The sequence below is a fragment of the Mycobacterium sp. NGS69 genome (genome assembly GCF_059812165.1).
This window is the reverse complement of the sequence record NZ_JCALCD010000002.1, coordinates 299,890-321,251: the sequence shown is the minus strand read 5'-3', so window position 1 is coordinate 321,251 and position 21,362 is coordinate 299,890. Positions and strand designations below refer to the sequence as shown.

23 protein-coding genes and 1 riboswitch are annotated in these 21,362 nt (G+C 70.4%); of the genes, 8 read left to right on the top strand and 15 right to left on the bottom strand.

Translation table 11 applies throughout. The annotated features are described in order from the left end of the window. Positions 1-10: 10 nt before the first annotated feature. Positions 11-964 (bottom strand): DMT family transporter, encoded by a 954-nt coding sequence (locus tag AC5Y2S_RS06765; RefSeq protein ID WP_499954866.1) that lies wholly within the window; start codon positions 962-964, stop codon positions 11-13. Positions 965-1,446: 482 nt separating this feature from the next. On the opposite strand from AC5Y2S_RS06765, the gene AC5Y2S_RS06760 reads away from it, so the two are divergent. Then, positions 1,447-2,778 (top strand): DUF349 domain-containing protein, encoded by a 1,332-nt coding sequence (locus tag AC5Y2S_RS06760; RefSeq protein WP_499954864.1) that lies wholly within the window; start codon positions 1,447-1,449, stop codon positions 2,776-2,778. Here the strand turns inward: AC5Y2S_RS06760 and AC5Y2S_RS06755 are convergent. From AC5Y2S_RS06755 to recA, 4 genes are read right to left on the bottom strand one after another with little or no spacing between them, the layout of a single operon-like run. Further along, the gene (locus tag AC5Y2S_RS06755) at positions 2,775-3,389 is read right to left on the bottom strand and encodes an Rv2732c family membrane protein (protein ID WP_499954862.1); all 615 of its coding nucleotides are present in this window, start codon (positions 3,387-3,389) and stop codon (positions 2,775-2,777) included. The genes AC5Y2S_RS06760 and AC5Y2S_RS06755 overlap by 4 nt on opposite strands. Beyond that, positions 3,377-4,867, bottom strand: a complete 1,491-nt coding sequence (gene miaB, locus AC5Y2S_RS06750; RefSeq protein ID WP_499954860.1) for a tRNA (N6-isopentenyl adenosine(37)-C2)-methylthiotransferase MiaB — start codon at positions 4,865-4,867, stop codon at positions 3,377-3,379. The genes AC5Y2S_RS06755 and miaB overlap by 13 nt, the downstream gene beginning before the upstream one ends. Positions 4,868-4,914: 47 nt before the next feature. Next, positions 4,915-5,430: a recombination regulator RecX gene (gene recX, locus AC5Y2S_RS06745; RefSeq protein WP_499955669.1), complete on the bottom strand. Its 516-nt coding sequence runs from the start codon at positions 5,428-5,430 to the stop codon at positions 4,915-4,917. After that, complete coding sequence (gene recA / locus AC5Y2S_RS06740) at positions 5,402-6,451, bottom strand: recombinase RecA (protein ID WP_499954858.1); 1,050 nt, start codon at positions 6,449-6,451, stop codon at positions 5,402-5,404. The genes recX and recA overlap by 29 nt, the downstream gene beginning before the upstream one ends. Before the next feature lie 165 nt (positions 6,452-6,616). Beyond that, positions 6,617-6,747, top strand: a riboswitch (cobalamin riboswitch). A gap of 40 nt (positions 6,748-6,787) precedes the next feature. Here recA and AC5Y2S_RS06735 point away from each other — a divergent pair. Beyond that, the gene (locus AC5Y2S_RS06735) at positions 6,788-7,465 is read left to right on the top strand and encodes a (2Fe-2S)-binding protein (RefSeq protein ID WP_499954856.1); all 678 of its coding nucleotides are present in this window, start codon (positions 6,788-6,790) and stop codon (positions 7,463-7,465) included. A 99-nt stretch (positions 7,466-7,564) separates the two neighbouring features. On the opposite strand, the gene AC5Y2S_RS06730 is transcribed toward AC5Y2S_RS06735, so the two are convergent. Both AC5Y2S_RS06730 and AC5Y2S_RS06725 read right to left on the bottom strand, forming a co-directional pair. Beyond that, a complete protein-coding gene (locus AC5Y2S_RS06730; RefSeq protein ID WP_499902455.1) occupies positions 7,565-7,759 on the bottom strand; it encodes a DUF3046 domain-containing protein in 195 nt (64 codons plus the stop codon). Positions 7,760-7,782: 23 nt separating this feature from the next. Continuing rightward, positions 7,783-8,949 (bottom strand): glycosyltransferase, encoded by a 1,167-nt coding sequence (locus AC5Y2S_RS06725; RefSeq protein WP_499954854.1) that lies wholly within the window; start codon positions 8,947-8,949, stop codon positions 7,783-7,785. A 63-nt stretch (positions 8,950-9,012) separates the two neighbouring features. Here AC5Y2S_RS06725 and AC5Y2S_RS06720 point away from each other — a divergent pair, with 63 nt between their 5' ends. Then, entirely contained in the window at positions 9,013-9,444 is a 432-nt protein-coding gene (locus tag AC5Y2S_RS06720) for a limonene-1,2-epoxide hydrolase (RefSeq protein WP_499902457.1), read from the top strand. Between the two features lie 2 nt (positions 9,445-9,446). Continuing rightward, positions 9,447-9,842, top strand: coding sequence for a DUF5313 domain-containing protein (locus tag AC5Y2S_RS06715; RefSeq protein WP_499954852.1), 396 nt, complete (start codon positions 9,447-9,449; stop codon positions 9,840-9,842). Here the strand turns inward: AC5Y2S_RS06715 and pspM are convergent. From pspM to pgsA, 4 genes are all read right to left on the bottom strand, one after another. Next, positions 9,839-10,651 carry a phage shock envelope stress response protein PspM gene (gene pspM / locus AC5Y2S_RS06710; protein ID WP_499954850.1) on the bottom strand — a complete coding sequence of 271 codons (813 nt, stop codon included), beginning with the start codon at positions 10,649-10,651 and terminating at the stop codon, positions 9,839-9,841. The genes AC5Y2S_RS06715 and pspM overlap by 4 nt on opposite strands. Before the next feature lie 18 nt (positions 10,652-10,669). Continuing rightward, on the bottom strand, positions 10,670-11,488 hold the full coding sequence (pspA, locus tag AC5Y2S_RS06705) for a phage shock protein PspA (protein ID WP_499954848.1): 819 nt from the start codon (positions 11,486-11,488) through the stop codon (positions 10,670-10,672). A gap of 118 nt (positions 11,489-11,606) precedes the next feature. Further along, entirely contained in the window at positions 11,607-11,945 is a 339-nt protein-coding gene (gene clgR / locus AC5Y2S_RS06700; protein ID WP_499954846.1) for a transcriptional regulator ClgR, read from the bottom strand. Positions 11,946-12,046: 101 nt separating this feature from the next. After that, the gene (gene pgsA / locus AC5Y2S_RS06695) at positions 12,047-12,619 is read right to left on the bottom strand and encodes a CDP-diacylglycerol--glycerol-3-phosphate 3-phosphatidyltransferase (RefSeq protein ID WP_499955668.1); all 573 of its coding nucleotides are present in this window, start codon (positions 12,617-12,619) and stop codon (positions 12,047-12,049) included. 83 nt (positions 12,620-12,702) lie between these two features. Between pgsA and AC5Y2S_RS06690 the strand changes: the two genes are divergently transcribed. After that, the gene (locus AC5Y2S_RS06690; protein WP_499954844.1) at positions 12,703-13,221 is read left to right on the top strand and encodes an amino-acid N-acetyltransferase; all 519 of its coding nucleotides are present in this window, start codon (positions 12,703-12,705) and stop codon (positions 13,219-13,221) included. A gap of 66 nt (positions 13,222-13,287) precedes the next feature. Here AC5Y2S_RS06690 and AC5Y2S_RS06685 read toward each other — a convergent pair whose 3' ends face one another. Further along, positions 13,288-15,783: a DNA translocase FtsK gene (locus AC5Y2S_RS06685; protein ID WP_499954842.1), complete on the bottom strand. Its 2,496-nt coding sequence runs from the start codon at positions 15,781-15,783 to the stop codon at positions 13,288-13,290. 157 nt (positions 15,784-15,940) lie between these two features. Here AC5Y2S_RS06685 and AC5Y2S_RS06680 point away from each other — a divergent pair, with 157 nt between their 5' ends. The 3 genes from AC5Y2S_RS06680 to AC5Y2S_RS06670 are packed head-to-tail and all read left to right on the top strand — an operon-like array spanning position 15,941 to position 17,952. Beyond that, entirely contained in the window at positions 15,941-16,255 is a 315-nt protein-coding gene (locus AC5Y2S_RS06680) for a putative quinol monooxygenase (protein ID WP_499954840.1), read from the top strand. Next, on the top strand, positions 16,252-17,076 hold the full coding sequence (locus AC5Y2S_RS06675) for a mycofactocin-coupled SDR family oxidoreductase (RefSeq protein WP_499954838.1): 825 nt from the start codon (positions 16,252-16,254) through the stop codon (positions 17,074-17,076). Before AC5Y2S_RS06680 ends, AC5Y2S_RS06675 begins: the two co-directional genes overlap by 4 nt. 3 nt (positions 17,077-17,079) lie before the next feature. Continuing rightward, positions 17,080-17,952: an SAM-dependent methyltransferase gene (locus AC5Y2S_RS06670; protein ID WP_499954836.1), complete on the top strand. Its 873-nt coding sequence runs from the start codon at positions 17,080-17,082 to the stop codon at positions 17,950-17,952. A 13-nt stretch (positions 17,953-17,965) separates the two neighbouring features. On the opposite strand, the gene AC5Y2S_RS06665 is transcribed toward AC5Y2S_RS06670, so the two are convergent. From AC5Y2S_RS06665 to thyX, 3 genes are read right to left on the bottom strand one after another with little or no spacing between them, the layout of a single operon-like run. Continuing rightward, entirely contained in the window at positions 17,966-19,642 is a 1,677-nt protein-coding gene (locus AC5Y2S_RS06665) for a ribonuclease J (protein ID WP_499954834.1), read from the bottom strand. A 7-nt stretch (positions 19,643-19,649) separates the two neighbouring features. Next, complete coding sequence (dapA, locus tag AC5Y2S_RS06660) at positions 19,650-20,552, bottom strand: 4-hydroxy-tetrahydrodipicolinate synthase (RefSeq protein WP_499954833.1); 903 nt, start codon at positions 20,550-20,552, stop codon at positions 19,650-19,652. Between the two features lie 48 nt (positions 20,553-20,600). Then, positions 20,601-21,353: an FAD-dependent thymidylate synthase gene (thyX, locus tag AC5Y2S_RS06655; RefSeq protein ID WP_499954831.1), complete on the bottom strand. Its 753-nt coding sequence runs from the start codon at positions 21,351-21,353 to the stop codon at positions 20,601-20,603. Between the last annotated feature and the right edge of the window lie 9 nt (positions 21,354-21,362).

Here is a 21,362-nt window from a genome sequence, read left to right as displayed (position 1 = left end):
TAACGAGGTGTTACGTGACCGTCGGGCTGCTCTCCGCCGCCGGCGGCGGGGCGTCGTGCGCGGCCAACGCCTCTTGCGCCTCGACGACGTCTCGCCCGGCCTCCGCCGCGATCGAGGCGGCCTCCCCCCGTGCCAGGGCGACCGTCGCGATGATCACCAACGCCACCGCCGACACCAGCACGAACGCGGCGGGGCCCTCGGTGTACAGCGTCTCGCCGAGCACCGTGACCCCGAGCACGCCCGCCACCACCGGCTTACACACCGTCATCGTCGGCAACGACGCCGTCAGCGCGCCCGCGCGGAAGGCGGACTGCTGAAACACCATTCCGCACAGGGCGGTTGCCAGCCACGGATAGAACTCCGGCGCGGTCAGCACCGCGCCCGGACCCTCCTCGGCCACCTCGACGACGCCCTTGGTCAGCACCGCGAACAGCGCCAGCGAGGATCCCGCGACCACGGCCAGCAGCACTGCCGCGACCGGACGCCCCCTGAAGACCCGCGCCGCCAGCACGCACGCCACCAGCGTGGGGCCCATCACCGCGGCCACGATGAGCCACGTCGACAGCGGCGCCCGCTGGTTGCCGGCCGTCGGGTCGCCGACGATGATCACCACCGCCAACGCCGCGGCCAGCACCATCGCCCAGACCCACTCCCAGCGGGTCACGCGTTGTTTGGTCAGGCGCGCGTAGATCGGCAGCGCGAACAGCAGCGCGGTCACCTGCAGCGACGTCACCAGGACCACCGACCCCCAGGCCAGCGCGCCGGCCTGCAGGCTGTAGTTGGTGATCGCCGCCAGGCCGCCGAGCCACCACCGCCTGTCGCGCAACGACATGCGGAACAGCTCGAGGTGGCCGACCTCCTCGTCGGTGATCTCGTGCGCGGATCGCTGCCGGATCACATCGCCGACCGCCGAGGCCAGCGCGGCGCACAACGCGATCAGCGCGGCGGCGTCAACTTTCGTCATGGGGACCCCTCACCAGCGTTCCGCCCGAAAGCTGTATGTACACGTGCCGTTCCCTAACAGTTCAACGACCACTGTAGTGGGGCACGCCGGGGTCTCGATCCCAACGAACCCCGGCGATCCGTCGTTGCACCGCGCGGCACCTGCGGAAAAACCCCGGGAGAATTCGCGCTTCGGCCATCGCGATAACGACATCGGCTTGGGGTCACGGTACCGGTCCGGGCGCCGCCGCCAAATGGCCGCAGCGCCGGTGGAATCGAACCGTTATCGCCCGCCCGAGGGGGTGGTGCGCGGGCCCGCCGCGGCACTTGCGAAGCTAGCCGACGCGGGCGATGACCGGGCGGCGCCAAAACAGTAGGCGCGCTTCGCCCGCCAAGCTGCTTGAATACTGTTGGAACCGGTCAAGAGCGTCAGGGAGCCGCCACGCGCGGCAGGCGCGCGGCACACCACCGCGCGAAGGTTGCAGAAGGGTTGGTGACGAGCGCATGACGTCCGAAGAGCCCGGCAGCAACGCCTTTCCCAAGCCGGTGCCGCGCCCGGGTCCGCGTCCCGGACCCCGGCCGGTGAGCACGGGGCCGCGGCCCGCCGCGGTGGCCGCTCATCCGGCCAGCGATCCGCACCGGTTCGGGCGCGTCGACGACGACGGCACCGTCTGGCTCATCAGCGCGGCCGGCGAGCGCATCGTCGGCTCCTGGCAGGCCGGCGACCGCGAGGCCGCCTTCGCCCACTTCGGCCGGCGCTTCGACGACCTGGCCACCGAAGTCACCCTGATGGAGGAGCGGCTGGCGTCGGGCAGCGGGGACGCCCGCAAGATCAGGACGCACGCGTCCGCGCTGTCCGAGACGTTGCCGACCGCGAGCGTCCTGGGCGACGTCGACGGGCTCGCGGCCCGGTTGGCCGGCCTCGTCGAGCACGCCGACGTGACCATCGCCGAGGGCCGCTCGAAGCGCGAGGAGCACCGGGCCGCCCAGACCGCCCGCAAGGAGGCCCTGGCCGCCGAGGCCGAGGACCTGGCCGCCAACGCGACGCAGTGGAAGGCCGCCGGCGACCGGCTGCGCGCCATCCTCGACGAGTGGAAGACGATCACCGGCCTGGACCGCAAGGTCGACGACGCGCTGTGGAAGCGCTATTCGGCCGCGCGGGACACCTTCAACCGGCGGCGCGGATCCCATTTCGCCGAGCTGGACCGGGAGCGGTCGGGGGTCCGGCAGTCCAAGGAGCGGCTCTGCGAGCGCGCCGAGGAGCTGTCCGATTCGACGGACTGGACCGCCACCAGCGCCGAGTTCCGCAAGCTGCTCACCGAGTGGAAGGCGGCCGGGCGGGCGACCAGGGAAGTCGACGATGCCCTGTGGCGGCGCTTCAAGGCGGCCCAGGACTGCTTCTTCACCGCCCGCAACGCCGCGACGGCGGAAAAGGACGCCGAATTCCGCGCCAACGCCACCGCCAAGGAGGCGCTGCTGGCGGAGGCGGAGAAGATCGACACCGACAACCTCGACGCGGCCCGGGCGGCGCTGCGGTCCATCGCCGACAAGTGGGACGCCATCGGAAAGGTGCCGCGGGAACGCTCCGCCGAGCTGGAGCGCCGCCTGCGCGCGGTGGAGAAGAAGGTGCGCGACGCCGGCGACGCGGATTGGTCCGACCCACAGGCGCAGGCCCGCGCCGAGCAGTTCCGCACCCGCGCCGAGCAATACGAACAGCAGGCCCAGAAGGCCGCGGCGGCCGGGCGGACCAAGGAAGCCGACGAGGCCAGCGCCAACGCCGAACAGTGGCGGCAGTGGGCCGACGCGGCCGCCGAGGCGCTGACGCGCCGGTCCTAGCCCGCGGGCTTCGGCGGCATCCCGGTGTCGGGGTCGTCGGCTTTGTCGAGGGTGTCCAGCAGGGTCATCGACTGCTGCTCGGCGCCGACCCGGCGCCGCTGCTCCTCGGCGGCCAGGTGCACGATTGTGCGCGCCCAGACCAACCGGGCCCAGTGAAACGTCAACACCATCACGGTGATCCACGCGACGATCAGCCCCACACCCGGGCCGGGATGCCCGGCGGTGACGGTCTGGCGCGACCAGATGGCCAACAGGCCCGCGCCGGACGCGATCGCCGAGCCCGCCAGCGCGATCCACGCCAGCGCCCAGCGCCGCGTCATCAGCGCCAGCATCGAAAAGCCCACGCCGAATACCAGCGCCAGCCAGGCGAACACGCGCGACGGCAGGGCCACCGCGGCGGCGCCGGCGCCGTGGCTGGAGAACAGCACGTCCCATCCGCGCACGTGCCCGGTGTGCGGCAGGATGAACGAGCCCAGCAGCACGAAGACCAGGATCGCGACCACCAAAGCCCTTGGGCCGGGCTCGATCTCGCCGGCCACCCGGCGTTCGGCCGCCTCGATTTCGGTCCGCAGCGCGTCGATGTCGGTGTGTTCTTTCTTCATCGGGTGCATCCCAGGGGTTCGAGCGGTTCGGAGTCGGGGCCGACGGCCGGCATGCCCAGGCCGATCGTGCGCGGGCGCCGGCCGGCGGCGTGGGCGTCGCCGGCCCGGGTGCGGCGGTGGGCCAGGATGCCGGCGTCGGCGATGAGGTGGTGGGGCGCGGCCCCGGTGACTTCCGCGGTGACGATGTCGCCGGGGCGCACCGCATCGTTCGACGCGAAGTGCACCAGTCGGCCGTCGCGCGCGCGGCCGGTCATGCGCGCCGTGCGGGCGTCCTTGCGCCCTTCGCCGGTGGCGACCAGCAATTCGACGGTCTGCCCGATCAGCGCGCGATTGCCTTCCAGCGAGATCTGCTCCTGCACCTCGACCAACCGCTCGTAGCGTTCCTGCACAACAGCTTTCGGTAGCTGCCCGTCGAACTCGGCGGCGGGGGTGCCGGGCCGCTTGGAGTACTGGAAGGTGAACGCCGCCGCGAAGCGGGCCCGGCGCACGACGTCGAGGGTGGCGGCGAAGTCCTCTTCGGTCTCGCCGGGAAACCCGACGATCAGGTCCGTGGTGATCGCCGCGTGGGGCATGGCTGCCCGCACGCGCTCGATGATGCCCAGGTACCGATCGGCGCGGTACGAGCGGCGCATCGCGCGCAGCACCCGGTCCGATCCCGACTGCAGCGGCATGTGCAGGGCCGGACACACGTTGGGTGTCTGCGCCATCGCCTCGATGACGTCGTCGGTGAACTCGGCCGGGTGCGGCGAGGTGAACCGCACGCGCTCCAGCCCGTCGATGCGCCCGCAGGCCCGCAGCAACTCGGCGAAGGCGCCGCGATCGCGCGGCAGCGTCGGGTCGGCGAAGGAAACGCCGTAGGCGTTGACGTTCTGGCCCAGCAGGGTGATTTCCAGCACGCCGTCGTCCACCAGCGATTGCACCTCGGCGAGGATGTCGGCCGGGCCGCGGTCGACCTCCTTGCCGCGCAGCGAAGGCACGATGCAGAACGTGCAGGTGTTGTTGCATCCGACGGAGATGGAAACCCAAGCGGCGTAGGCGGATTCGCGGGCGCTCGGCAGCGACGACGGGAACTGCTGCAGCGCCTCGGCGATCTCCACCTGCGCGACCTTGTTGTGGCGGGCGCGGTCGAGCAGCGTCGGCAGCGACCCGATGTTGTGCGTGCCGAAGACGACGTCCACCCAGGGCGCCTTGCGCAGCAGCGCGTCGCGGTCCTTTTGGGCCAGGCAGCCCCCGACGGCGATCTGCATGTCGGGGTTGCCGCGCTTTCGCGGCGCCAGGTGGCTGAGGTTGCCGTACAGCTTGTTGTCGGCGTTCTCCCGGACCGCGCAGGTGTTGAAGACCACCACGTCGGCGTCGGCACCGTCTGCCGCCCGCCGGTAGCCGGCGGCTTCCAGCAGGCCCGCCAGCCGCTCGGAGTCGTGGACGTTCATCTGGCAGCCGTAGGTGCGCACCTGGTAGGTGCGCGCGGGGGCCAGCGTCGACGTCACGGGGCCATGGTACGGCGGCCGGGGCGGACGGAATTAACCCGCAGCTATTAGACCCGCCTGCGCTCCCGTTCGGCGGCCAGTTCGGCGAGCACGACCTCGCACGCCAGGTTCTGGCCGTAGCCGCGGCGCGCCAGCATCCCCACCAGCCGGCGAGTCACGCGCTCGTCGTCGTCGCTCAGCGTCTCCCGCCGCAACTTGGCCCGCACCAGCTGCTCGGCGCGGTCCCGCTCGGCGCCGGCGTCGATCCCGCCCAGCGCGGTGCTGATCACCTCGTTGTCGACGCCCTTGGTACGCAGCTCGGCGGCCAGGGCGCGCTTGCTCTTTCCCGCGTGGGCGTGCCGGGACTGCACCCACTGCGCTGCGAAGTCGGCGTCGTCGACCAGCCCCACTGCGGCCAGCCGGTCGAGCACGCGCTCCCGCACGTCGTCGGGGTATCCGCGCTTGGCCAGCTGACCGGACAGCTCGGCGCGGGTGCGCGATCTCGCGGTGAGCAGGCGCAGGCACAGCGCCCGCGCCTGCTCCTCGCGGGAGGGTTCAGAAGTCGACGGGAGCGGGGAGGACATCGCCGGAGGGGTCATCGGTCACCACCGCACCAATGCCGAGCTTTTCCTTGATCTTCTTCTCGATCTCGTTGGCGATGTCGGCGTTCTCCACCAAGAAGTTTCGGACGTTCTCTTTGCCCTGGCCGAGCTGTTCGCCCTCGTAGGTGAACCAGGAACCGGACTTGCGGATGAAGCCCTGGTCCACGCCCATGTCGATCAGCGAGCCCTCCCGGCTGATGCCCCTGCCGTAGAGGATGTCGAACTCGGCCTGCTTGAACGGCGGCGCCACCTTGTTCTTGACGACCTTGACCCGGGTGCGGTTGCCGACCGCGTCGGTGCCGTCCTTGAGCGTCTCGATCCGGCGCACGTCCATGCGCACCGACGCGTAGAACTTCAAAGCCTTCCCACCCGTGGTGGTTTCGGGGCTGCCGAACATCACGCCGATCTTCTCGCGGAGCTGGTTGATGAAGATCGCGGTGGTTCCCGAGTTGTTGAGCGCACCGGTCATTTTCCGCAGCGCCTGGCTCATCAGCCGGGCCTGCAGGCCGACATGGCTGTCGCCCATCTCGCCTTCGAGCTCCGCGCGCGGCACCAGCGCGGCCACCGAGTCGATGACCAGGATGTCCAGCGCGCCGGAACGGATCAGCATGTCGGCGATCTCCAGGGCCTGCTCCCCGGTGTCGGGCTGGCTGACCAGCAGCGAATCGGTGTCGACGCCGAGCTTCTTGGCGTAATCCGGGTCCAGCGCGTGCTCGGCGTCGATGAACGCCGCGACGCCGCCGGCGGCCTGGGCGTTTGCCACGGCGTGCAGTGCGACGGTGGTTTTACCCGAGGACTCCGGGCCGTAGATCTCCACCACCCGGCCCCGGGGCAGGCCGCCGATGCCCAGGGCCACGTCCAGTGCGATGGATCCGGTCGGGATGATCGAGATCGGTTGACGCGTCTCGTCGCCGAGACGCATCACCGAACCTTTGCCGTAGCTCTTCTCGATCTGGGCCATCGCCAGCTCGAGGGCCTTCTCGCGGTCGGGGGCTTGCGCCATGATGCCTCTTCCTATCGTCGGTGTGTCGGTGACCGGTATCGGTCGGTTGGCCGTGACCCTAGGCGCGGGGTCCGACAAGTCTCCGAACGCTCACCACAGTAGCCGAACACGTGTTCGATTCAAGGAGACACGCCGGGCGCGGCGAACGGCGTGTGGCAACATTTGCTACCGAAAGGCGCTGACGGGGCTGACAACCTGAGGAAACCGGTGCGAATCCGGTGCGGTCCCGCCACTGTGACCGGGACGGGCATGCCCCGACCCGAGAGCCAGATACTCACCGTCAGCGCTTCCTCACCAGAACTGGGGCGGATTTCCCCTTAAGAGGATTGGTTGCGCATGGACATTTCTGCTGAGCTGGCCGAAATATCTTCCTACAAAAGGTTTTTCACGTTCACGGTCGGTGGTGACGCGGCCGGGTGGCATCCGGTCAGGCAGTCCTACGCCGACGGTTTCGCCGATCTGATCGACGCCACCGCGCGGCGGTACCACACGTCGGACCTGCGGATCGCCGCCTCGCTGGTGCACCTCGGCCACGCCACCCGGTTGTGGTCGCCCGTGCTGGCGTGCGCGTTGGGCCATGGCGTCGTCCCGGACCTCAAGGACCTGCAGCGCGCCGATGACGGGGCGCAGCTGCGGATCCCCGAGCCCATCGGCCGAGCGGTCGACCGTCCGTCGGCGAAGTCGCTGTACCGCATGGTGGTCAAAGGGCACATGAACCCGTTCGCCGCGGGATTGCGCGTCAAGCTGGCTCCCGCCCTGCTGGCCGGCAACATCGCGTCCGCGCTGGTCGGGGCGTCCCGGGCGCTGCTCGTCGCGCGCCCGGACCTGCGGCCCTCGATCGTCGCGATGACGGAGTCGTTGCTGGACAGCGGCATGCTGGCCGGCTCCGGCGTGGTCAGCGGCCCGCATCTCGGGTTCCGGCGCCACAGCTGCTGCCTGTTCTACCGCGTGCCGGGGCGGTCCGTGTGCGGCGATTGCGTGTTTCGGCGGGACCGGCGGACCGGGCGGAAATGAGTGTGCAGCCTGGGCTTTCAGTGTGTATCCAGGGCGGAAAACCGGCCCCGAATCGCGCCATCAGCTCACACTCAAAGCCACCAGCTCACACTCGAGAGCTCACCACTGATCGCGCGGCACGTCGAAGTCGACGCACAGGGCGCGCCAGACGTCGCGCGGGTCGACCCCGTCCTCGATCGCCTGGGCGGCGGTGCGGCCGCCGAACCCGGTCAGCACGTGATCCGCCAGCACCGACGCCCCGTAGGTGGACCCGAACCGCAACACAACCCGCTCGTTGAACTCCGTCAGCCGCACGCCCGCCAACATACCCAGAGCCGCTACCCGGCAAGCGCCAGCGCCTGGTGGCACACCCGCACCGGGTCGGCGACGTCGGCGACACCGGCTGCGGCCTGCCGCGCCGCCTCGCGGTAGCCGGGCGCCGACAGCACCTCGCCGACCGCGGCGACCAGCGCGTCGGGGGTCAGCGGCCGGATCAGCCGTCCGCTCCCCTGGCGCGCCACCCGGTTCGCCATCTCCCACTGGTCCCCGCCGCCGGGAACCACGACGAGCGGCACGCCGGCCAGCAGCGTCTTGGCCACGATCCCGTGACCGCCGCCGCAGATCATCAGGTCGGCGTGCGTCAACAGGTCCGACTGGCGCCCCAGCCCGGCCACCGCGTACGGCGGCAGCGTCAACTGGGCCCCGCCCAGCCGCGAGACCACCAGGCGCGATCCCGCGGGCAGCGTCTCCCCGGGTATCAGGCATTCCAGCGCGGTTTCGGCCAGGCCCGACGTGCCGGTCGACGCGGTCGACGGCGCGACCACCACCACCGGCCCTTTGCCGGGCGGGACCTCGAGCACCCGGTCGGTGGGCTCGAAGTGCAACGGCCCCACGACGACGGCCTCCTCCGGCCAGTCCGGGCGCGGCACCTCCAGCGCCGGCAGCGTGGCGATGAGGCGCCGCAGGGGGCCGGGGTCGACGGCGGGCAGCCCGATCTCGAGCCGGGCGGCGGCGCGCTGCTTGATGCCGGCGCGCCAGGACCGCCCCGTCAGCGCCCGCATGGTGGCGTCGCGCAGCCGGCCGCGAAAGCCGGTGCCGGGCGCGAGCCCGCTGCCGATCGGCGGTAAGCCCTTCGACGGCAGGTACAGCGGATGCGGGTTGAGCTCGATCCACGGGATCCCCGACAGCTCGGCGGCCATCCCGCCGCCCGCGGTGATGACGTCCGAGACCACCAGGTCGGGCGCCAGCTCGCGCAGCGCCGGCACGTTGAGCACGGCCATCCGCGCCGCACGCCGGTGGATTCGGGCCCCGGCGTCGAGGTCCTCGTCGGTGGCCGTCAGCCCGTCCAACTCGGCGGCCTCGATGCCGGCCGCGCGGGCGGCGCCGGTCCATTCCGCTCCGGTGAACAGGACGGGCTCGTCGCCCGCCTCGGCGAACCGTTGGCACAGCGCGATCGCGGGGAACGAGTGCCCGGGATCCGGCCCGGCAACGACGGCGATGCGCATCGACCCCACCCTGCCACAGCGCCGGGCCGCCACGCATAACCGCGGTCGAATAGGCTGGCGGCCATGACCGAGCTGACTGACACAGGCGTCGCGAACACCCGCACGGTCGAGGGTTTCCTGAACGCGCTTCAAGATTCGGACCTGGAGGCCGCCGAGGCCGCGCTGGACGACAACCTCGTCTACGAGAATGTCGGCCTGCCGACGATCCGCGGCCGCGCCCGGGCGATCAAGCTGTTCCGCGCGATGGAGGGCCGCGGGGCGTTCGAGGTCAAGATCCACCGCATCGCCGCCGACGGCGCCGCGGTGCTCACCGAACGCACCGACGCGCTGATCGTCGGCCCGCTGCGGCTGCAGTTCTGGGTCTGCGGCGTCTTCGAGGTGCACGACGGGCGAATCACGCTGTGGCGGGACTACTTCGACTTCTTCGACATGTTCAAGGCGACGCTGCGTGGCGTGGCGGCGCTGGTCGTGCCCTCGCTGAAGGCCTCGTTCTGACGATGGGCGACGGCGCGGCCCGCAGCAGGCCGAACGCGTGGCAACTCGTCCGGTATTGTGCGGGCGCGCGGCTGCCCGATTCGATGCGCGACTGGGTACGAAACGACTTGGCCGGCAAGGGAGCAACCCGCCGGATGATGCTTCGCGTCGCGGTTCCGGCGGTCCTGGTGCTGGCGCCGTTCTGGTTGATCCCGACGACGCTGGACGTCCACCTGAGCATGACGCTGCCGATTCTCATTCCGTTCGTGTACTTTTCGCACGCACTCAACAAGGTGTGGCGCCGTCACATGCTGGCGGTGCACGGCCTGGACCCCGAGCTCGTCGACGAGCTGGCCCGCAAGCGCGACGCCCACATCCACCAGGCGTACATCGAGCGCTACGGACCGCGACCCGACTAGCGCCGGGGCAACCCGCCCAGCTCGTCGAACGCCTGCGCCCACCCGAGCAGGCGATCGGTCGCGCCCACCAGCTCGTCGCGGTAACGCTGCTGCGTCGGGGCGGCCCCGGTGTCGCCGTTCGCCGACGAAACCAATTGTGCTGCGGCGGTGACCATTTCGTTGTACTGGCGCACGCCGGCGCTCAGCTGCGCGGTGTACGCGTTGATGGTGGGCGCCAGGTACGGCTGCGACGACTCGGCGTACTGCGCCGCGCGCTCCATCGACACCACCTCGGCGGCGGTGGCCGCCATCGCCGCCGACGTCTTGCGGGCCGCGGCGGTCAAATCACCGATCTCGTCGGCCGGCAGCATGGCGCCGCGTTCGATCACCCCCAGCAGCGAGAAGAACCCCCGCTCGGAGGCGCCCAGCGCGTACATCGCGGGCCGGGCGGCGGAACCGGGCGGCGGCAGCCGGCGGGTGTTGGCGGGCCGCTGCGCCGGCAGCGGCTCCGCGCGCAGCCAACGGTAGCGGAGCAGCAGCAGCGTCGCCGGAATCGCCAGTACCACCGCGATGGCGCCGGTGATCTGCAGCAGCAACACGAACCAGCCCCACGCCGCCAGCACCCCGGTCACCACGATCCAAAACAGGCAGCCGACGCCGAAAATCACGCCCCAGCGCAGCGCCCGTCTACGACGGCGCAGCAGCCGGGCCCGCGGATCGGTTGCGGCGCTGATCTTTTGGGCCACGAAGCCGGAAACGTCGGCGGCGGTGTCCAATCCGCGCTGCACCACCGCGCGCCATGGCGCGCGCTGCGTCGCTTTCACCGCCATCGCGAACCGTCCGCGGCGTTACTGACCAAAGGGCTTCTCGGCGACCTGGCCGCCGGCGGTCTCGGCGGGTGCCGGAGTGGCCCCGGCGGCGGGCGTCCCACCCGCCGGCAGGGCGTCGCCGCGCATCGACGCGCGGATCTGCTCGAGCCGGGAATGGCCGGCCATCTGAATGCCGGCCTGCTCGACCTCGAGCATGCGGCCCTGCACGGACCCCTGGGCGAGTTCGGCCGACCCGATCGCGTTGGCGTAGCGGCGTTCGATCTTCTCGCGGACCTCGTCGAGGTTCGGGGTGGTGCCCGGGGCGGCGATCTCACTCATCGACCGCAGCGACGCGCTGACCTGCTCCTGCATCTTGGCCTGCTCGAGCTGGCTGAGCAGCTTGGTGCGCTCGGCGATCTTCTGCTGCAGGACCATCGAATTCTGTTCGACGGCCTTCTTGGCCTGGGCCGCGGCGGACAACGCCTGGTCGTGCAGCGTCTTGAGGTCTTCCACGCTCTGCTCGGCGGTCACCAGCTGCGCCGCGAACGCCTCGGCGGCGTTGTTGTACTCGGTGGCCTTGGCGGCATCGCCCGCGGCGGTGGCCTGGTCGGCCAGCGTCAGCGCCTGGCGCACGTTGACCTGCAGCTTCTCGATGTCGGCTAGCTGCCGGTTGAGCCGCATCTCGAGCTGGCGCTGGTTACCGATCACCTGCGCCGCCTGCTGGGTCAGCGCCTGGTGCTGGCGCTGCGCCTCCTCGATGGCCTGCTGGATCTGCACTTTGGGGTCGGCGTGCTCGTCAATCTTGGCGTTGAACAGCGCCATCAGGTATTTCCACGCCTTGACGAACGGATTGGCCATCAGTCAGCTCCACCTTCGCTTCTCGTATGCCGGGCAAGCGCCCTGCCGCTCAATTTAGTGGGTCGGCGACGTTCGCCCCACCCCTGACGTGGGATCGGCCCCCGTGGCGCGTTCGGGCCTAGGCCACGGCCAGCGACGCCACCGGCGGAATGACGACCTTGGTGCTGGCGTCGATGGTGGCGCCGCTCGCGCCGGCGGTCGCCGCGCTGTAGGCCGCGCGTTCCTCGTTGGCCATCCGCTCCCCTGCCCCGGTCAGGACCGCCGACAACGGGACTTCAAGGGCGTCGCAGATCGCGTTGAGCAGCTCGCTGGACGGCTCCTTGCGGCCGCGCTCCACCTCCGACAGGTATCCGAGGCTCACCCGCGCCGAATCAGACACCTCCCGCAGCGTGCGGCCCTGCGACGTCCTGGCCCGGCGCAACACGTCGCCGATGACCTCGCGCATCAATGGCGGCATCCCGCCCTCCTTCGTCCAGTCAGCCCTGCCCGGCACGAAAAAAGACCCATTCGGCAGGCGCTCATAAGGGTCAACGCGGGCAGGGGTGGCCTGGTTCCCGTTCAGCCGGTTGTCTGGCGAACTCGCCTGACGGTCCTGATCGTCCCGGCCACGTAGTCGATGCCGGTGACCACCGTGAGCACGATCGCGATGCCCATCACCACCGCCGCCGCCACCCGGAACGGTCCCGTCAGCGGGAGCACGAACAGGCCGATCGCCAGCGCCTGGACCACCGTCTTGAGCTTGCCGCCCCAGCTCGCCGGGATGACGCCGCGGCGGATCACGGCCAGCCGCAGCAGCGTGACCGCCACCTCGCGGGCCATGATCACCACCGTGACCCACCACGGCAGGTCGCCCAGCATCGACAGCCCGATCAGCGCCGACCCGATCAGGGCCTTGTCCGCGATCGGATCGACGAACGCGCCGAACTCGGTCGCCATTCCGTAGTTGCGGGCCAGCAGGCCGTCGAACCGGTCGGTCAGGCAGGCGACCGCGAAAATCACGAAAGCGACTATGCGCCCGGCGATTTGGTGGCCGTCCCCGGTGAACAACGCGAACAGGAAAACGGGAACGAGCACCAGCCGCAGCAGGGTCAGGACGTTGGCGAGGTTGGCGATGCGGGCACGGCCAGCCATTCCGGACGTTTCAGGCTGTGCCGACACGGCATAAGAATAGCGGTTGACCAGCGCGCCCTTCGCCGTTGCCGATACTGTTACCCGTGACCGAAAGCTCACGCGACCGCTTGCCCGTGGTCCGGCGCGCGCGAACGTCGGACGTTCCCGCGATCAAACACCTCGTCGACACCTACGCCGGGCGCATCCTGCTGGAAAAGAACCTGGTGACGCTGTACGAGGCCGTCCAGGAGTTCTGGGTGGCCGAAGACCCCGCCGGCGAGGTGGTCGGCTGCGGGGCGCTGCACGTGCTGTGGTCGGACCTCGGCGAGATCCGCACCGTCGCCGTGGACCCGGCGGTGACCGGGAAGGGCATCGGCCACGCGATCGTCGACCGGCTGTTGGAGGTCGCCCGCGAGCTGCAGCTGGAGCGGCTGTTCGTGCTGACCTTCGAGACCGAGTTCTTCGGCCGGCACGGCTTCACCGAGATCGAGGGCACGCCCGTCACCGCCGAGGTGTACGAGGAGATGTGCCGCTCCTACGACATCGGTGTCGCCGAGTTCCTGGACCTGAGCTACGTCAAACCCAACATCCTGGGCAACTCCCGGATGCTGCGGGTGCTTTAATCCCGCGAGCAGACGCAGAATCGCACAAAATGCGTGCTTCCAGTGCGATTCTGCGTCTGCTCGGCGCTATTCCGCAGCGTCGCCGCCGTCGGCGTCGCTGCCGCCGCGAATCAGCGCCAGCGTCCCGGCCAGCTCGTCGGGCTTGACGAGCACGTCGCGCGCCTTGGAGCCCTCGGACGACCCGACGATGCCGCGGGTCTCCATCAGGTCCATCAGCCGGCCGGCCTTGGCGAAGCCGACGCGCAGCTTGCGCTGCAGCATCGAGGTGGAGCCGAACTGGCTGGACACCACGAGCTCGACGGCCTGCAGAAACAGGTCCATGTCGTCGCCGATGTCGGGGTCGACGTCGGTGCGCTCGCTGGTGGTCTTGGCGGTGGTGACACCCTCGGTGTATTCGGGTTCGGCCTGGTCCTTGCAGGCGCTGACGACGGCGTGAATCTCGTCGTCGGTGATGAAGGCGCCCTGCAGCCGGACCGTCTTGTTGGCGCCCATCGGCAGGAACAGGGCGTCGCCCATGCCGATCAGCTTCTCCGCGCCGGCCTGGTCCAGGATCACCCGGCTGTCGGTGAGCGACGACGTCGCGAACGCCAGGCGCGACGGCACGTTGGTCTTGATCAGGCCGGTGACGACGTCGACGGACGGGCGCTGGGTGGCCAGCACCAGGTGGATGCCCGCGGCGCGGGCCTTCTGGGTGATCCGCACGATGGCGTCCTCGACGTCGCGCGGCGCGGTCATCATCAGGTCGGCCAGCTCGTCGACGATCGCCACGACGTACGGGTAGGGCCGGTATTCGCGCTGGCTGCCGAGCGGGGCCGTGATCGCGCCGGAGCGCACCTTCGTGTTGAAGTCGTCGATGTGGCGCACCCGGGAGGCCTGCATGTCCTGGTAGCGCTGCTCCATCTCCTCGACCAGCCACGCCAGCGCGGCCGCCGCCTTCTTCGGCTGGGTGATGATTGGGGTGATCAGGTGCGGAATGCCTTCGTACGGGGTGAGTTCCACCATCTTCGGGTCGATCAGGATCATCCTGACCTCCTCGGGGGTGGCCCGGGTGAGCAGCGACACCAGCATGGAGTTCACGAAGCTGGACTTGCCGGATCCGGTGGAGCCGGCGACCAGCAGGTGCGGCATCTTGGCCAGGTTGGCCGAGATCATCTCGCCCTCGATGTCCTTGCCCAGCCCGATCACCAGCGGGTGGTGGTCGCGGCGGGTGGACGGATCGGTGAGCACGTCGGCCAGCCGCACCATCTCCCGGTCGGTGTTGGGCACCTCGATGCCGACGGCGGACTTGCCGGGGATCGGGGCCAGCATCCGGACGCTCTCGGTGGCCACCGCGTAGGCGATGTTCTTCTGCAGCGCGGTGATCTTCTCCACCTTCACGCCGGGGCCCAGCTCGACCTCGTAGCGGGTGACGGTGGGTCCGCGGGTGCAACCGGTCACCGCGGCGTCCACCTTGAACTGGTTGAGCACCTCGCTGATCGCGTCGGCCATCAGGTTGTTGGCGGCGCTGCGCTTCTTCGGCGGGTCGCCGGCGATCAGCAGGCTCAGCGCCGGCAGCGTGTACGGCCCCTCGACCACCCGGTCCACGACCAGGGGTTCCGGCTTCTTGGTGCGACGGCGGCTTCGTCCGGGTTCCGGGATGGTGGGCGTGTCGTCCGCGATCGGCTCGTCGGGAGCGGCCGACGCGGCGCCGGCCGACGGCCACGCCTGCGGCTCCGGTTCGGGGGACTCGTCGTAGTAGCCGTCGGAGAAGTCGTCGCGGGTCCGGTCACTGTCGATATCGTCGTCGAACTCGTCCGCGTAGTCGTAGGCGACGTCGTCGTCGCCGAGCAGCCGGCCGCCGAACATGCCGCGCACCACGTCGGGCACCTCGCGGATCGTGGTGCCGGTCAGCAACAGCAGCCCGAACATGAAGCCGATGAACAACAGCGGCGCGGCGATCCACGGCGTCAGCCCGTCCGACAGCGGCCCGCCGATGGCGAAACCGATGAATCCCGCCGCGCGGCGGCGCAATTCGGGGTCTTCCGGCGAACCGGACCACAGGTGCCGCAGGCCGAGCGCCGAGAGGGCCAGCAGGCTGCCGCCGAGGATGAGCCGCGGCCGCGCGTCTGGATTGGGCTGGGTCCGCATCAGCGTCACCGCCACGGCGGCGGCGACCACCGGCAGCGCCAGCACGCCCGAGCCGATGAAGGTCCGCAGCAGCGTGTCGACCCACGCGCCCACCGGCCGGGCGGCGTGGAACCAGGAGCTCGCGGCGACCACGACGGAGACGCCGAGCAGCACCAGCGCGATCCCGTCGCGGCGGTGTCCGGGGTCGATGTCGCGGGCCCGCCCGATGGAGCGCGCCGCGCCGCCGGTGCCCCGGGCCGCCATCAGCCAGGTGGCGCGCATGGCGCGGCCGCAGGTCAGCCCCGTGGCGACCAGCAACGACTGATTGCGGCGTTTGGCGGGCCTGCTGGCCTTCTTGCGGGGCGCCGCCGGGCGCGCGCTTCGTGACCTCCCCCGCGAAGTGGCCTTTGACCTGCTCGTTCGGGCTCCGGAGCGGGCGGCGGTCTTACTTGGCATGAGGCTCAGGGTAGTCGCAAATGCCTCATCTACACCACCCGCCACACTGGTAACCGCCGCCCGGCCGGGGATGCGCGGGATCGGTCGTGGGTAGGGTGGCTGGCGGTGACGTACGTCATGCCGTCACCCACCCCTCAAGCGCCCAGGAGGCCCGAGCATGCCCGTCGTCGTCGTCGCCACCATGACCGTCAAACCCGAATCGGTCGACACCGTCCGCGACATCCTGACCACCGCGGTCTCGGAAGTGCACGAGGAGCCCGGCTGCCAGCTCTACTCCCTGCACCAGGCCGGCGAGACCTTCGTCTTCGTCGAGCAGTGGGCCGACGACGAGGCCCTCAAGGCGCACAGCACCGCCCCGGCGATCACCAAGTTGTTCACGGCGGCCGGCGAGCACCTCGCCGGGGCGCCGGACATCAAGATGCTGCAGCCGGTTCCCGCGGGCGACCCGGAGAAGGGGCAGCTGCGCGCGTGAGTGGTCCCGGCCCGCTTCAAGGAAAAGTCGCGCTGATCACCGGGGCCGCCCGCGGCCAGGGCCGCGCGCACGCGGTCCGGCTGGGCTCCGAGGGCGCGGACATCATCGCCGTCGACCTGTGCGAGCAGATCGCCAGCGTGCCCTATCCCCTGGCCACCCCCGAGGACCTGGCGGCCACCGTCAAGCTCGTCGAGGACACCGGCGCCCGCATCGTGGCCAAGCAGGCCGACGTCCGCGACCGGGAATCGCTTTCGGCCGCAGTGCGGGCCGGCATCGACGAGTTCGGCCGGCTGGACATCGTGGTGGCCAACGCCGGGATCGCGCCGATGGCATCCGGCGACGACGGCTGGCGCGACGTCATCGACGTCAACCTCACCGGCGTGTACAACACGATCAAGGTCGCGATACCGACCATGGTCAAACAGGGCGGCGGCGGGTCGATCGTGCTGATCAGTTCGGCCGCCGGGCTGGCCGGGGTGGGCAGTCCCGACGCCGGCTCCGTCGGCTATGCCGCCGCCAAGCACGGCGTGGTCGGGTTGATGCGGGTATACGCGAATCTGCTTGCGGGCCACAATATCCGGGTGAACTCGATCCACCCGACCGGCGTCGAAACCCCGATGATCAACAACGAGTTCACCCGGGAGTGGCTCGCCAAGATGGCCGCCCAGACCGACCAGCCGCGCAGCCTGGGCAACGCGCTGCCGGTGGAAGTGCTGCAGGCCGAGGACATCGCCAACGCGGTGGCGTGGCTGGTCTCCGACCAGGCCCGCTACATCACCGGCGTCACGCTGCCCGTCGATGCGGGCTTCTTGAACAAGTAGCCCATGGGGCGAAATCCCGCGGCGCAGACGGCGTTCGGCCCGATGGTGTTGGCCGCCGTCGAGCACAACGAGCCGCCCGGGCGTCGCCTGGTGGACGACGACCTCGCGGAACTGTTCCTGCCGGGCCCGTTGCGGCTGCTCGCCGGCGCCACGCGGTGGGGCCCGGCGCGCCGGCTGATGATCCGCGGCTCGGAGTTCACCGGCCCCGGGCTGTGGGCGAACCTGGCCTGCCGCAAGCGCTTCATCGACGACAAGATCTCGGGGGCGCGCGACGACATCGACGCCGTGGGGATCCTCGGGGCCGGACTGGACACGCTGGCCTACCGGCTGACCCGGCGGGCCCGCATCCCGGTCTTCGAGGTCGACCTGCCGGTCAACATCGCGCGCAAGGCCAAGATGGTGCGCCGGGCGCTCGGCGAGCCGCCGCTGTCGGTTCGGTTGGTGGCGCTGGACTTCGAGCGCGATGACCTGCTCACCTCGTTGGCCGAGCACGGCTATCGCACCGATTACCGGGCCTTCTTCGTCTGGGAGGGCGTCACCCAGTACCTCACCGAGGACGGGGTCCGGCGAACCCTGGAGGGGCTGCGCGCGGCCGCGCCGGGCAGCCGACTCGTGTTCACCTATGTCCGGCGGGACTTCATCGACGGCCGCAACCGGTACGGCACCCGCACGCTGTACCGCAACGTCCGCGAGCGTCACCAGCTGTGGCACTTCGGCCTGCAGCCCGACGAGGTCGCCACGTTCATCGGCGAATACGGCTGGCGGCTGGTGGAGCAGGCCGGTCCTGACGAGCTGGTGGCGCGCTACGTGCGGCCCGCCGGGCGCGAGCTCGGGGCCTCGCAGCTGGAATGGTCGGCCTACGCGGAGAAGGTTTAGCCGGCGATCGCCGCTAGACCTCGATGACCGTCGGCACGATCATCGGCTGGCGGCGGTAGGTCTCGCCGACCCACTTGCCGACCGTGCGGCGCACGCCCTGGGCGATGCGAACCGGGTCGGTCACGTTGTCGGCGGCCAGCACCTCCAGCTCCGCCTCGACCTTGCGCACCGCGGGCTCGAGCGCCTTGGGGTCTTCGGAGAAGCCGCGCGAAAGCAGTTGCGGCGCAGCGGCCGGACGCCCGGTGCCGCGGTGCACCACCACGATCACCGCGACGAACCCCGACGACAGGATGAGCCGCTCGCCCAGGGTGATGTCGCCGACGTCACCGGTGATCAACCCGTCGACGAACATCTTGCCCACCGGCACGGCGCCGGAGATCGTGGCCTTGCCGGCCATCAGGTCGACGCTGACGCCGTTCTCCGCCAACAGGATCGAGTCCTCGGGGACCCCGGCGCGCGCCGCCAGCTTGGCGTTGGCGCGCAGCATCCGCCAGGTGCCGTGCACCGGCATCACGTTGCGCGGCCGCACGCCGTTGTAGAGGAAGAGCAGCTCGCCCGAGTACGCGTGACCGGAAACATGGACGCGCACTTGCTGGTTGGTGACGACGCGGGCGCCGATCTTGGCCAGCTCGTCGATGACGCCGTACACCGCCTCCTCGTTGCCGGGTATCAGCGACGACGACAGGATCACCAGGTCCTCGGACGTCAGGGTGATGCTGCGGTGCTCGCCACGCGACATCCGGGACAGCGCCGACATCGGTTCGCCCTGGGTGCCGGTGGTGATCAGCACAACCCGCTCGGGCGCCATCATCTCGGCGGCGGAGATGTCGATCAGGTCGGAATCGTCCACGCGCAGGAAACCCAGCTCGCGGGCGATGCCCATGTTACGCACCATCGAGCGCCCGACGAACGACACCCGCCGGCCCAAAGCCACTGCGGCATCGATGATCTGCTGCACCCGGTCCACGTTGGAGGCGAAGCACGCCACGATCACCCGGCCGTCGGCGCCCCGGATCAGCCGGTGCAGCGTCGGGCCCACCTCGCTCTCCGAGGGGCCGACGCCGGGTATCTCCGAGTTCGTCGAGTCGCACAGGAACAGGTCCACGCCCGCGTCGCCCAGCCGGGACATACCGGGCAGGTCGGTGGGCCGGCCGTCGAGCGGCAGCTGGTCGAGCTTGATGTCGCCGGTGTGCAGCACGGTCCCGGCGCCGGTGTGCACGGCGATGGCCAGGGCGTCGGGGATGGAGTGGTTGACGGCGAAGTATTGGCACTGGAATACGCCGTGCGTGCTGCGCTGCCCCTCGCTGACCTCGACGAAGACCGGCTTGATGCGGTGTTCGCGGCATTTGGCGGCGACCAGCGCCAGGGTGAACTTCGAACCGACGACCGGGATGTCGGGGCGCAGCCTGAGCAGGAATGGGATCGCCCCGATGTGGTCCTCGTGCGCGTGGGTGAGCACCAGCGCCTCGATGTCCTCGAGGCGGTCCTCGATGTGGCGCAGGTCGGGCAGGATCAGGTCGACGCCGGGCTCGTCGTGGGTGGGGAACATCACCCCGCAGTCGATGATCAGCAGCCGGCCCAGGTGCTCGAAAACCGTCATGTTGCGGCCGATTTCGCTGATGCCGCCCAATGCGGTTACCCGCAACCCGCCCGGAGCCAGGGGACCCGGTGGGGCGAGTTCCTCGTTCACGTCCGATTCACCTGAGCACCGAGGCCGCGCGCATGTCGGCGGCCAGCGCCTCGATCTGGTCCGCCGTGGCCGGCATCTGCGGCAGCCGGGGATCACCGACGTCGATGCCCTGCAGGCGCAGACCCGCCTTGGACATGGTCACCCCGCCGAGGAGGGCCATGGCGTTGCACAGCGGGGCGAGGCCGACGTTGATCTTGCGGGCGGTCGCCATGTCGCCGGAGCCGAAGGCGGACAACAACTCCCGCAGCTGTCCGGCCGCCACGTGCGAGATCACGCTGATGAAGCCGGTGGCGCCCATCGCCAGCCACGGCAGGTTCAGCGCGTCGTCGCCGGAGTAGTAGGCCAGCCCGGTTTCGGCGATGATCTGGCCGCCGCTGTGCAGGTCGGCCTTGGCGTCCTTGATCCCGACGATGTTCGGATGCGAGGCCAGCGCGCGGATGGTCTCGGTCTGGATCGGTATCACCGAGCGGGGCGGGATGTCGTAGAGCAGCACCGGAAGCTCAGTCGCGTCGGCGACGGCGGTGAAGTGCGCGATCAGCCCGCTCTGCGGCGGCTTCGAGTAGTACGGCGTGACGACCAGCAGCCCGTGCGCGCCCTCGGCCGCGCAGGCCTTGGCCAGCCGGACGCTGTGAGCCGTGTCATAGGTGCCGGCGCCGGCGATGACGCGGGCCCGGTCGCCCACCGCCTCCAGCACGACCCGCAACAGCTCGAGTTTCTCGTCGTCGGTGGTGGTCGGCGACTCGCCGGTGGTCCCGGAGACCACCAGGCCGTCGCACCCGGCGTCCACCAGGTGGTTTGCCAGCTGCGCGGCGGCGGCGGTGTCCAGGGCGCCGTCGGCGGCGAACGGCGTCACCATCGCGGTCAGCAGCGTTCCCAACCGGGCGGGGGCGTCGAATCCGACGGTGCTCACGGTCTTCAGGTTACCTGGCGGTACCAAACGCAATTAGCCGCCGCGCGGTCAGGCCTCGGTCGCGAGCGGGCTGGTGGCGACCTCGGTGCCGTCGGCCAGGGTGGAGACCTCGAAGTCGGCGAACACCGCGGGTGCGGTGTCGGCGAGCTGGCGCAGGCATTCGATGGCCAGGCGCCGGATTTCCACGTCGGCGTGCTCGCTGGCGCGCATGGCGATGAAGTGCCGCCACGCGCGGTAGTTGCCGGTCACGACGATGCGGGTCTCGGTAGCGTTGGGCAGCACCGCCCGGGCGGCCTGGCGCGCCTGCTTGCGGCGCAGGATCGCGCTGGGCTGGTCGGCGAACTTGGCCTCCAACTTGGCCAGCAGCTCGGCGTAGGTGGCGCGGCTGGCGTCGGCGGCCTCGGTGAGGATCTGCTGCAGTTCGGGGTCGTCGTCCATGCCCGGCGGGACGACGACGCGCGAGTCCCCCTCCGGCACATAGCGTTGCGACAGCTGCGAGTAGGAGAAATGCCGGTGGCGGATCAGCTCGTGGGTGCAGGATCGCGAGATGCCGGTGATGTAGAACGACACGCTGGCGTGCTCGAGCACCGAAAAGTGCCCGACGTCGATGATGTGCCCGATGTAGCCCGCGTTGGTGGCCGTCTTGGGGTTGGGCTTCGACCAGCTCTGATAGCAGGCTCGGCCGGCGAATTCGGTGAGCGCGGGGCCGCCGTCCGCGTCGGTGGTCCAGGGCACGTCCGGCGGCGCCAGGAACTCCGTCTTGGCGATCAGTTGCACGCGCAGCGGCGCAGTCTCGGCCACGGCGCCCAC

Bases quoted from the DNA above. Each gene is read 5' to 3' on its own strand.
- AC5Y2S_RS06765 (WP_499954866.1), bottom strand. From the start codon at position 964: ATGACGAAAGTTGACGCCGCCGCGCTGATCGCGTTGTGCGCCGCGCTG.
- AC5Y2S_RS06760 (WP_499954864.1), top strand. From the start codon at position 1,447: ATGACGTCCGAAGAGCCCGGCAGCAACGCCTTTCCCAAGCCGGTGCCG.
- AC5Y2S_RS06755 (WP_499954862.1), bottom strand. From the start codon at position 3,389: ATGCACCCGATGAAGAAAGAACACACCGACATCGACGCGCTGCGGACC.
- recX (WP_499955669.1), bottom strand. From the start codon at position 5,430: ATGTCCTCCCCGCTCCCGTCGACTTCTGAACCCTCCCGCGAGGAGCAG.
- recA (WP_499954858.1), bottom strand. From the start codon at position 6,451: ATGGCGCAAGCCCCCGACCGCGAGAAGGCCCTCGAGCTGGCGATGGCC.
- AC5Y2S_RS06735 (WP_499954856.1), top strand. From the start codon at position 6,788: ATGGACATTTCTGCTGAGCTGGCCGAAATATCTTCCTACAAAAGGTTT.
- AC5Y2S_RS06725 (WP_499954854.1), bottom strand. From the start codon at position 8,949: ATGCGCATCGCCGTCGTTGCCGGGCCGGATCCCGGGCACTCGTTCCCC.
- AC5Y2S_RS06720 (WP_499902457.1), top strand. From the start codon at position 9,013: ATGACCGAGCTGACTGACACAGGCGTCGCGAACACCCGCACGGTCGAG.
- AC5Y2S_RS06715 (WP_499954852.1), top strand. From the start codon at position 9,447: ATGGGCGACGGCGCGGCCCGCAGCAGGCCGAACGCGTGGCAACTCGTC.
- pspM (WP_499954850.1), bottom strand. From the start codon at position 10,651: ATGGCGGTGAAAGCGACGCAGCGCGCGCCATGGCGCGCGGTGGTGCAG.
- pspA (WP_499954848.1), bottom strand. From the start codon at position 11,488: ATGGCCAATCCGTTCGTCAAGGCGTGGAAATACCTGATGGCGCTGTTC.
- clgR (WP_499954846.1), bottom strand. From the start codon at position 11,945: ATGCCGCCATTGATGCGCGAGGTCATCGGCGACGTGTTGCGCCGGGCC.
- pgsA (WP_499955668.1), bottom strand. From the start codon at position 12,619: ATGGCTGGCCGTGCCCGCATCGCCAACCTCGCCAACGTCCTGACCCTG.
- AC5Y2S_RS06685 (WP_499954842.1), bottom strand. From the start codon at position 15,783: ATGCCAAGTAAGACCGCCGCCCGCTCCGGAGCCCGAACGAGCAGGTCA.
- AC5Y2S_RS06680 (WP_499954840.1), top strand. From the start codon at position 15,941: ATGCCCGTCGTCGTCGTCGCCACCATGACCGTCAAACCCGAATCGGTC.
- AC5Y2S_RS06670 (WP_499954836.1), top strand. From the start codon at position 17,080: ATGGGGCGAAATCCCGCGGCGCAGACGGCGTTCGGCCCGATGGTGTTG.